We start from the raw sequence: 7,111 nt of genomic DNA on the forward strand, positions 1-7,111 counted from the left end.
CCTTCTTTTTCGGCAATTGCTTTCAAGAATTCGGCTTTTTTCTGGCCATCAACAATATCGCCTAAATATTTACCTGTCAGTTTACCGTCTTTTATTTCTAATTGATTGGCATGAACATAATCTATTCCTAATTCTTTTTGAAGATATTCTCCAAAATAAGTGAATCCTCCAGATAGAATAGCAGTTTTATAACCGTAATATTTTAGAGCTTTCATTAAACGATGCGCCCCTTGCGTGATTGGCAAATTGATTGCTACATTTTGCAACACTTCTTCGCTCAAACCTTCCAAAAGTGCCATACGTTTTTTGAAACTTTCATTAAAGTCGATTTCGCCGTTCATAGCCGATTCTGTAATAGCGCGAACTTGATCTCCTACTCCATTCAATTCTGCTAATTCATCGATTACTTCGGTTTGGATTAAAGTAGAATCCATATCGAAGCAAACCAAGCGGCGGTTTCTTCTATAAATATTATCTTCTTGGAAAGAAATATCGACATTTAGTGCTCTGGAGACTTCCATAAAACTTGCTGTCATGACAATTTTATTTACAATCTCTCCTGTCACAGACAATTGAATACAAGAACGCGGATATTCTTCTTTTTCTACAATAGAAGTTCTTCCTGTTAATCGGATAATAGAATCGATATTTAGGTTTTGATCTGACATGATTTTGGTAACTGCCGCCAATTGAGAAGCCGCTAGTTTTTCGCCCAAAATATTAATGATGTATCGTTGCTTAGATTGTGATTTTACCCAAGTTTCGTAATCTTCAATAGAAATCGGAATAAATTTTACTTTGATTTCTAATTCATAAGCTTTGAAAAGAAGATCTTTTAAAACAGGAGCTGAAGATGAACCTGCTGCAATTTCGAACAAAATTCCTAAAGAAAGTGTGTCATGAATATCAGCTTGGCCGATATCTAATATATTAGCATCGTATGCTCCTAAAACAGCCGTTAAACCTGCTGTAACTCCAATTTTATCGTGTCCTGAAACTTTTAATAAAATTATCTCTTTATCTTCTGCTGCCATTTTTCTTTCTTGATTTTGAAGCGACAAAAATCGGCAATCTCTCGTTGATAAAAAAGAATAATCCTTGTTTTTTTGAAAAGAAAAAGCACATATAAATGTGCTTTTTCGAGTAATTTAACAATTATCTTTTATTATTAAAATAACGTAACTTTTTGGCTATTGATTTGGAATGTTTTTATCAAAACTCACCATCCAATTAACACCAAATTTATCTTTAAACATTCCGAAATAAGATCCCCAGAAAGTATTGTTCATTGGCATTTCAACTTTTCCTCCAGCCGAAAGTCCGTTAAAAATTCTATCTGCTTCTTCTGTACTTTCTGTATTAATAGAAATCGAAAAATTATCTCCAAAACCTACATCTCCGTATCTAGGATGACTGTCACTTCCCATTAAAATGGTATTTCCAATTGGAAGCGAAACATGCATAATGCGATTTAATGCTTCTTCAGAAAGCACTTCTCCTTCTTCTGCTGGAGCATCTTTAAATTTTCCGATGTACGGAAAATCTCCTCCAAAAACCGATTTATAAAACAGGAACGCTTCTTCGCAAGTTCCGTTAAACATTAAATATGGATTTATTGCTGCCATTTTTTTAATTGTTAATTGTTAATTATAAATTGCTAATTCCGTTTGAAGCACAAAACAAAGTCTTTGTTTTTGTTTCTTTCTCTTACATTCTCTATTTCTCAGATAACTCTTTAATGGTCTCCAATCCTTTTGGGAATGCTTCTTTAAAATAGTCTATATGCTTTTCGATCACATCAACTTCCACATGAAGATCAACCAAATCTCCTTTTTGATCTAAACGATAGGTTTCCATGGCTCCAGCCCATTGTTCTGTTTCTGCATTTGGCGGAACTTCTTTATAATCTTTCAGTTCACCCAAATGCTTAAAAGCCATGTATTCATTTGGAATTTTTTTTTCAATTAAACTATTCATTCCTTCTCCAGCTGCGCCCAAAAAATAAATTTTGTCGCCTTCGTTCCAACTCGATTCAACGTAACTTTCTCCACAAAAAGAACTTGTCCATTTTCGGTAAGTTTCGTCATCCCATAAGACTTTCCAAATCTTTTCTTTGGGAGCCTTGATCTTGATATTAAAAACTAATTTTTCCATTTTTAATCTGGTAATTTGCTAAAATCCATAAATAAGACATTCCAACGATGACCGTCCAAATCGGCAAAACCACAACCATACATCCAACCCTGGCTCTCTGCAGGAGGAGCAAACACAGTTCCGCCAGCTTGTTTTACTTTTTCAGCTAGTTCATCAACTTCTTCTCTGCTTTCAGCATCGATTGAAATCAATACTTCCGAACTTGATTTAGTATCAGTAATACTATTTTGAGAGAAACTAGAAAAAAGCATTTCTTCAAAAAGCATTACTACAAAATGTCCTTCACCTACAACCATACAAGTAGAACTTGGGGTGTCATGCTGTTCATTAAACGAAAAACCAATTTTCCAGAAAAAATCTTTCGCTTTTGCTACGTCCTTTACAGGAAGATTCAACCATATTTGTTTTGTCATTTTTTGTTTTTTTTGTTGGGTTAGATATTTATTTCTTTTAAACCATATAAGTGATATAAGCTAATTTAAGTTTGTAATCTTTGACCTTTGAGACTTTGAAGCTAAAATTAATTAGCCTCTACGTAACTTTTAAAATTATCCAAAATTGCCTGCCAGCCAGCGCGCTGCATTTCTTCTGGATTTTGAGTTTCTGGGTCGAAACTTTCTACAATTTCTACACCCTCTGAAGTTTCTGTAAAAGTAATTTCAACTTTTCTTCCATCTCCCAGAACATACGAAAGTGCTTCATTTGGTTTTACTAAAGTAAATTCGCCTCCAAAATCAAAACTCATACTCCCATCTTTGGCAGCCATAGTCGATTTAAATTTTCCTCCTTCTCTTAAATCTGCTTCTGCGTGAGGCGTGTGCCAATCTGGAGAAGCAAAACTCCATTTTGTAATATGTTCTGGTGTATTCCAAAACTTCCAAACTTTCTCTGCAGATGCTTTTACAGTATTTTTTATTGTTATCATTATTATAAATAAATTTCGTTTTAAAATCTCTCTGTGTATTTCTTAAAGTTATCAATCACATCTTGGCACCATTGCTTTTGCATGTTTTCAGAATCAGTTTTATTAGGTTCAAAATATTCAACAAGCTTTACATTGTTTCCAAAATCTTCAAAATGAACGCTTCCGATTCTATTGTCTGAAAGCTTATATTCTATTAACTGAAATTTTTCAACTTTTGTATATATTCCCTCAAAATCAAAGCTTTCATCTTTATCTTTTGATCTCATTTCATATCTAAACTTTCCTTTTTCTTGCAAATCATTTTCAGCATAAGACGTATACCAATTATCAAAAGCACTGTTCCAGTTTTGGATATGTTTTGGCGTAATCCAAAAATCCCAAACTTTTTCTATTGACGCATTAATTATAACTTCTACCGAAATCATCTTTAATTGGTTGGAATTTGACTTTCATCCATAAAGAAGACTTCCCAATGATGTCCATCCAAATCTAGAAATGTTCTTTGATACATCCAACCATAATCTTTTGCTTCTTGATAATCTGTTCCACCAGCTTTTACCGCTTTCTCAATTGTTTCATCTACTTTCTCACGTGATTCCATAGAAAGAGAAATAAGGACTTCGCTTGTTGTTGTAGAATCACAAATTTTCTTTGGGGTAAAGGTTTGATAAAACTCTTCAACCAAAAGCATTGTAAAAATGTTATCACTAATTACTATACAAGCTCCCTGTTCATTTGTGAACTTTGGATTTGTAGAAAAACCAAGTTCATTAAAAAAATTCACTGCACGATTTAAATCTTTTACCGCAAGATTTAAGAATATCTTTGTTTTCATCTTTATAAAATTACAAATTAATCAAAGCAAATGTAAAATTTTAAGATTAGTTTAAAACGACAATAAAAGTCAACTTTAGGGGCATTTAAGACAATTTGCTTATTTTTGTGTTAACTGAAATTCCAAAAAACAACAAATATCATGAGCAAGAAACTAGGTTTAATCGTACCTCACGACTATAAATTATTAAGTATAGCCGCGATATTAGAAGTCTTTGAAACTGCAAATAAACTTACATCGGGAACAGAAAAACCATTTGAAATAATGATTTTTCAGTCTAAAGAGCAAAACGATCAAGGAAATATATTTGGATATAAAAGTAATTCCATTGAAACTTCAGAAATTATTCTAGACTTAATTTTAATTCCCGCTTTTACTACTGATAATATGAGCGAGATGATTAAAAAGAATAAAAATTTTATTCCTTGGCTTCAAAAACAGCATAAAACTGGAGCCGAATTAGCCAGTTTTTGTACTGGAGCATTTTTGTTTGCCGCATCTGGTTTATTAAACGAAAAACTTGCCACAACCCATGTTGATGCTTGCAGCGCTTTTACAAAAGCCTTTCCGATGGTGAAATTAAAACCAGAAGAAACTTTAACCGCCGACGGAAGTTTATATACAAGCGGAGGATCTACCTCAACTTTTCATTTATTGATTCTTTTGATTCAAAAATTCTGCGGTAACGAAATGGCAGTTAAAATTGCCAAAATATTTTCTATCGACTTAAACCGTTACAAGCAAAGCTATTTTAGCACTTTCAGACCAAACCATTTGCACAATGACACTTTGGTTGCCATGTTACAGCAAAAAATTGAAAGCCAGTATCACACCATCGAAAAACTAGAAGAAATTACAAAAGACATTCCGACAAGTGCCAGAAACATGACACGCCGTTTTAAACAAGTAACCGGAATTCCACCAATTGAATATCTACAAAATATTAGAGTCGAAAGTTCGAAGAAATATCTAGAGCAAACCCAGCTTTCGATTTCAGAAATTATCGAAAAAACTGGCTATAACGATCCAAAAGCCTTTAGAAAGGTTTTTTATAAAATGGTTGGCATGAAACCAATTGAGTATCGCGAGAAATTTAGAGTGCAATAATTTTATTAGAAGCAGAACATTCTGTTTCCAAAAGAACATCTGTCCTGCTCTTCACTGTATCTTTTACTGTGAACCCCACAGCAAAAGGATGCCGTTTCGATCAGGGCTAAAACAGAAGTTTAGTTTTCATCAAACCAAACAAAAAAGAAAATAAAAAAACCTGCTCAAATAAATGAACAGGTTTTACAATTGAACTTTGTCAAAGTTGATTTATAACTTAAGAAGCAATTTCCATACGTTTCAACAAGTTTTTGCTTAGCGTATGTTCTGCATATTCTTTGTCGATTGTCAGACTTGTATCATCTGAAGTTGGCAGTTCGTACATAGCATCTGTCAAAATAGCTTCGCATAAAGAACGTAATCCACGAGCACCTAATTTATATTCTAAAGCTTTGTCTACAATAAAATCTAAAGCTTCATCTGTAATGGTAAACTCAACATCATCCATCAAGAATAATTTCTGATATTGTTTGATCAATGCATTTTTAGGTTGTGTTAAAATGGCACGAAGCGTTTCTTTATCCAAAGGATCCATGTGCGTTAAAACTGGCAAACGACCAATAATCTCTGGAATCAATCCGAAATCTTTAATATCTTTTGGAATAATGTATTGCAATAAATTGTCTTTGTCGATATTATCAACATTTTTAGAAGTTGAGTAACCAACCGCTTGACGATTTAAGCGTTTTGAAATAATGCGTTCAACACCATCAAAAGCTCCACCTGCAATAAACAAGATATTTTGAGTATTTACCTCAACAAATTTTTGGTCCGGGTGCTTACGTCCTCCTTTTGGCGGTACATTTACAACCGTTCCTTCCAACAATTTTAATAAAGCTTGCTGAACACCTTCTCCAGAAACATCACGCGTTATTGACGGATTATCACTTTTGCGAGCAATTTTATCAATCTCATCAATAAATACGATTCCTCTTTCTGCTTTTGCTACATCGTAGTCTGCAGCTTGAAGCAAACGCGTCAAAATACTTTCAACGTCTTCTCCAACGTAACCTGCTTCTGTTAATACTGTCGCATCAACAATTGCCAACGGAACGTCTAACATTTTAGCAATCGTTTTTGCTACTAATGTTTTTCCTGTTCCTGTTTGACCAACCATGATGATGTTACTTTTTTCGATCTCTACTTCATCGTCTAATTGCTGTTGCATTAAACGTTTGTAGTGATTGTAAACCGCAACCGACATTACTTTTTTAGTCTGATCCTGACCAATAACATATTGATCTAGGAAAGCTCTAATTTCTTTTGGTTTCTTTAAAATTAAGTCCCCAACTAATTTTGCGCTTCCGCTAGATTTTAATTCTTCTAAAACAATTCCGTGTGCTTGCTCAATACATTTATCACAAATGTGTGCATTGATACCTGCAATTAATAAATTAGTTTCTGGCTTTTTTCTTCCACAAAACGAACATTCTAATACTACTTTTGCCATTCTTTATTTAAGTTACTAAGCTGCAAAGATACTAAGTTTCTAAGCTTTTTGACCTAAAACTTAAAAACTTAGCTCTTTACAGCTTAATATTTTTTTGTTTAAAGTTTAAAGTTTCAGGTTCTAGGTTAATCAAACTAACTTAAAACTTGAAACCTGAAACAAAATTTAACTTTAATAATTATCCTCTTCTTAATACTTCATCAATCATTCCGTACTCTTTTGCTTCATCAGCTTTCATCCAGTAGTCACGTTCACTGTCTTTGTGCACTTTATCAAAAGTTTGTCCTGAATGGTGAGAAATAATGTTGTATAATTCATCTTTTAATTTCAACATCTCGCGTAAGTTGATTTCCATATCTGTTGCAACACCTTGTGCTCCTCCAGATGGCTGGTGAATCATTACTCTTGAGTGAGGCAATGCAGAACGTTTTCCTGCTGCTCCTGCGCATAATAGAACTGCTCCCATAGAAGCTGCCATTCCTGTACAGATTGTTGCCACATCTGGTTTGATGTATTGCATTGTATCGTAAATTCCTAAACCTGCATAAACACTTCCTCCTGGAGAGTTTAAATAAATTTGAATATCTTTTGAAGCATCAGCACTTTCTAAGAATAATAACTGAGCCTGAACAATATTAGC

10 protein-coding genes are annotated in these 7,111 nt (G+C 33.7%); 1 reads left to right on the forward strand and 9 read right to left on the reverse strand.

Annotated features, from left to right (window positions below; translation table 11 throughout):
* The 7 genes from serB to B3J44_RS14800 all read right to left on the reverse strand — a co-directional run.
* Nucleotides 1-1,034: phosphoserine phosphatase SerB (gene serB / locus B3J44_RS14770; protein ID WP_286969267.1), on the reverse strand; the 1,034-nt coding region annotated here is incomplete at its 3' end.
* A gap of 156 nt (nucleotides 1,035-1,190) precedes the next feature.
* Nucleotides 1,191-1,625: a VOC family protein gene (locus tag B3J44_RS14775; RefSeq protein ID WP_198854428.1), complete on the reverse strand. Its 435-nt coding sequence runs from the start codon at nucleotides 1,623-1,625 to the stop codon at nucleotides 1,191-1,193.
* Between the two features lie 91 nt (nucleotides 1,626-1,716).
* Entirely contained in the window at nucleotides 1,717-2,154 is a 438-nt protein-coding gene (locus tag B3J44_RS14780; RefSeq protein WP_286969268.1) for an SRPBCC domain-containing protein, read from the reverse strand.
* Between the two features lie 2 nt (nucleotides 2,155-2,156).
* Nucleotides 2,157-2,567 carry a VOC family protein gene (locus tag B3J44_RS14785; RefSeq protein ID WP_198854430.1) on the reverse strand — a complete coding sequence of 137 codons (411 nt, stop codon included), beginning with the start codon at nucleotides 2,565-2,567 and terminating at the stop codon, nucleotides 2,157-2,159.
* Between the two features lie 107 nt (nucleotides 2,568-2,674).
* Nucleotides 2,675-3,079 (reverse strand): SRPBCC family protein, encoded by a 405-nt coding sequence (locus B3J44_RS14790; protein ID WP_286969270.1) that lies wholly within the window; start codon nucleotides 3,077-3,079, stop codon nucleotides 2,675-2,677.
* Between the two features lie 20 nt (nucleotides 3,080-3,099).
* Nucleotides 3,100-3,504, reverse strand: coding sequence for an SRPBCC domain-containing protein (locus B3J44_RS14795; RefSeq protein WP_286969271.1), 405 nt, complete (start codon nucleotides 3,502-3,504; stop codon nucleotides 3,100-3,102).
* A 2-nt stretch (nucleotides 3,505-3,506) separates the two neighbouring features.
* Nucleotides 3,507-3,914: a VOC family protein gene (locus tag B3J44_RS14800; protein ID WP_286969272.1), complete on the reverse strand. Its 408-nt coding sequence runs from the start codon at nucleotides 3,912-3,914 to the stop codon at nucleotides 3,507-3,509.
* 141 nt (nucleotides 3,915-4,055) lie between these two features.
* Between B3J44_RS14800 and B3J44_RS14805 the strand changes: the two genes are divergently transcribed.
* Nucleotides 4,056-5,021: a GlxA family transcriptional regulator gene (locus B3J44_RS14805; RefSeq protein ID WP_198854434.1), complete on the forward strand. Its 966-nt coding sequence runs from the start codon at nucleotides 4,056-4,058 to the stop codon at nucleotides 5,019-5,021.
* Nucleotides 5,022-5,238: 217 nt separating this feature from the next.
* On the opposite strand, the gene clpX is transcribed toward B3J44_RS14805, so the two are convergent.
* Nucleotides 5,239-6,471 carry an ATP-dependent Clp protease ATP-binding subunit ClpX gene (clpX, locus tag B3J44_RS14810; RefSeq protein WP_144215416.1) on the reverse strand — a complete coding sequence of 411 codons (1,233 nt, stop codon included), beginning with the start codon at nucleotides 6,469-6,471 and terminating at the stop codon, nucleotides 5,239-5,241.
* 178 nt (nucleotides 6,472-6,649) lie between these two features.
* The coding region (locus B3J44_RS14815; RefSeq protein WP_286969273.1) for a ClpP family protease at nucleotides 6,650-7,111 on the reverse strand (462 nt) is incomplete at its 5' end.

The sequence above is a fragment of the Flavobacterium sp. UBA4854 genome, from assembly GCF_002399805.1.
In the GTDB taxonomy this organism is placed as follows: domain Bacteria; phylum Bacteroidota; class Bacteroidia; order Flavobacteriales; family Flavobacteriaceae; genus Flavobacterium; species Flavobacterium ginsengisoli.

Coding starts and splice junctions, on each gene's coding strand:
- B3J44_RS14780 (WP_286969268.1), bottom strand. CDS start 2,154: ATGGAAAAATTAGTTTTTAATATCAAGATCAAGGCTCCCAAAGAAAAG.
- B3J44_RS14795 (WP_286969271.1), bottom strand. CDS start 3,504: ATGATTTCGGTAGAAGTTATAATTAATGCGTCAATAGAAAAAGTTTGG.
- B3J44_RS14805 (WP_198854434.1), top strand. CDS start 4,056: ATGAGCAAGAAACTAGGTTTAATCGTACCTCACGACTATAAATTATTA.
- B3J44_RS14775 (WP_198854428.1), bottom strand. CDS start 1,625: ATGGCAGCAATAAATCCATATTTAATGTTTAACGGAACTTGCGAAGAA.
- clpX (WP_144215416.1), bottom strand. CDS start 6,471: ATGGCAAAAGTAGTATTAGAATGTTCGTTTTGTGGAAGAAAAAAGCCA.
- B3J44_RS14790 (WP_286969270.1), bottom strand. CDS start 3,079: ATGATAACAATAAAAAATACTGTAAAAGCATCTGCAGAGAAAGTTTGG.
- B3J44_RS14800 (WP_286969272.1), bottom strand. CDS start 3,914: ATGAAAACAAAGATATTCTTAAATCTTGCGGTAAAAGATTTAAATCGT.
- B3J44_RS14785 (WP_198854430.1), bottom strand. CDS start 2,567: ATGACAAAACAAATATGGTTGAATCTTCCTGTAAAGGACGTAGCAAAA.